Source organism: Shigella sp. FJ200513 (genome assembly GCF_040495915.1).
Taxonomy (GTDB): Bacteria; Pseudomonadota; Gammaproteobacteria; order Enterobacterales; family Enterobacteriaceae; genus ECMA0423.
This window is the reverse complement of sequence record NZ_JBDYCV010000226.1, coordinates 1-1,873: the sequence shown is the minus strand read 5'-3', so window position 1 is coordinate 1,873 and position 1,873 is coordinate 1. Positions and strand designations below refer to the sequence as shown.

Below are 1,873 nucleotides of genomic sequence, written 5' to 3'. Positions count from 1 at the left end.
CGGTGGAGCTGCATGACAAGGTCATCGGGCATTATCTGAACATAAAACACTATCAGTAAGTTGGAGTCATTACCTAATTGCTTAACTTAATGTAAACAATATGATTTTGCATCTTACTTCATACAAAGTTGTAATGAGTAGTCATGTGAAGAAGAAAACAGGGGTCGGTACTTATGAGCGATGACCGTTTTTATTTTTCTTTAGGGCAGGGAGTTAAGTTTTACCCAGCGTCTCGACGTATCACCACCAGTACAGGCAATGTAATCAATCTGTCTGAAAACGGCTATCGATTTTTACTCCTTTTACTACAGGGAGAATCCGATAAGCAACATATTATCAATGAGGTTTGGCGGGAGCAGAAAGGTTCGGTAAGCGACAGCAGTTATTATGGGCAGATTTACATGCTTAGAAAGGCATTAGACGTCGCAGGTTTGTCGAGTTCTCTAATTAAAACCATTCCGCGAAAAGGCGTCAGATATCTGGGAAAGGTCGAGAAACATGTCTGTGAGAATGAGCGTGACAGTGATGAAGACAGTAGTAGCTATACCAACGATAGCGAGGCCAGGGAAGTAAACACTGATGCAAACATTCCTGAGAATGATAACAGCCAGGAATTCTCTACTGAAGAGCTGCTCCCAATAAAACATACTGACAAAAATATTGAATGGTATAGAACGAAGCAGTGGAGTGTTTTTATTAGCGTTCTTACCGTGTTAGCAGTGTGCTGGCTGACGACGCTTGTTTTTTTAGTCTTACTATTTCTTAATCAAGATAAATGATATTAAATGTAATTTTTTTTGAAGACTAAATAGCGGGAATAGATAATTATAGCCACATCCCAAAAATATGGGATACCGGTGACACGCAGATGAAGCTGGTGGTTTGAATTTAAATAATAATATACGAGGAAAACATGAATACTTTTATTACTAAGTACTATGGTAAAACTAAACAGTGCTTTGCGCGTTTCGCGAAGGATGAACGTGGTGTTACTGCAATCGAATATGCATTGATTGGTGTTGCTATGGCAACTCTGCTTGCTTTCATCTTTGGCGATCAGAACTCAGGCTTCCTGGGCGCAATTAAAGATGCATTCGACGCTATCGCTGCAGCAATTCAACAGGTAACGATTTCCGGAACGAGTAATCCGTAACTTATAAAAAATAAAAAAACTCTCTAGAGGCTGTCAGACGTAAAGGAATATGTCTGGCAGCAACCTTGTATGGTACATGGAGTCTTTCAATGGCAGCAATATGGTTACTAAGAGTCGATCTTTTATTTGTTGCGCTCTTTCTTATTTTTATTTCATGGGGGGATATATTACTCAGAATTATTAGCCATCGTTATTTACTGGTGTTAACCGTGCTTATTTTTTTGGCACTCATTTTACAGCATCAAAAACCCAATCTGGTTGCAGCCGGGAGCGTTTTGCTCGTGGGCTTCTTTCTTTTTTCCGCAGGGATAATTGGCGGCGGTGATGTCAAGCTGTTAACTGTTCTTTCGTTAGCTATTGATGAACATGAACTGGCTAATTTTCTCGTCGCAATGACCTTTTGCGGCGCTCTGGTTGTTCTGGCAGGTCTTCTTTTTTTTCGAAAATCAATTCGTGAAAACGGTGTGCCTTATGCTGTACCAATTTCATTGGCTTTTCTGCTTACATATCCTGTTTTCCCATTGTTTTGTTAATTTTTTAGGACAGCATAAATGAATCATCGGATGCTTTTTTTTCTCTCAGTAATTGTGATAGCAGTAGGTCTTGTGATCCTACCCACGTAATATGGACACAGGCCTAAGCAAGGTTCTGGTTTTCAAATTGTTCCGGACTGAGGCCGCCACACCAACTGTGCCGCCGCCACCGATTGTAATCACATTC

At 40.4% G+C, this 1,873-nt stretch carries 5 protein-coding genes; 4 read left to right on the top strand and 1 reads right to left on the bottom strand.

Translation table 11 applies throughout. From position 1 onward, the window contains the following. Nucleotides 1–2: 2 nt before the first annotated feature. The 4 genes from ABZJ92_RS21755 (at nucleotide 3) to ABZJ92_RS21740 (ending at nucleotide 1,686) form a co-directional block, all read left to right on the top strand. Nucleotides 3–59: an IS1 family transposase gene (locus tag ABZJ92_RS21755; RefSeq protein WP_003032489.1), complete on the top strand. Its 57-nt coding sequence runs from the start codon at nucleotides 3–5 to the stop codon at nucleotides 57–59. Between the two features lie 114 nt (nucleotides 60–173). Continuing rightward, on the top strand, nucleotides 174–779 hold the full coding sequence (locus ABZJ92_RS21750; RefSeq protein ID WP_001278645.1) for a winged helix-turn-helix domain-containing protein: 606 nt from the start codon (nucleotides 174–176) through the stop codon (nucleotides 777–779). A gap of 134 nt (nucleotides 780–913) precedes the next feature. Further along, a complete protein-coding gene (locus ABZJ92_RS21745) occupies nucleotides 914–1,153 on the top strand; it encodes a Flp family type IVb pilin (RefSeq protein ID WP_001091314.1) in 240 nt (79 codons plus the stop codon). Nucleotides 1,154–1,218: 65 nt separating this feature from the next. Then, nucleotides 1,219–1,686: an A24 family peptidase gene (locus ABZJ92_RS21740; protein ID WP_011069513.1), complete on the top strand. Its 468-nt coding sequence runs from the start codon at nucleotides 1,219–1,221 to the stop codon at nucleotides 1,684–1,686. Between the two features lie 103 nt (nucleotides 1,687–1,789). On the opposite strand, the gene ABZJ92_RS21735 is transcribed toward ABZJ92_RS21740, so the two are convergent. Then, nucleotides 1,790–1,873, bottom strand: an 84-nt coding sequence (locus ABZJ92_RS21735) for an IS3 family transposase (RefSeq protein ID WP_136800904.1), incomplete at its 5' end; no start/stop codon positions are given.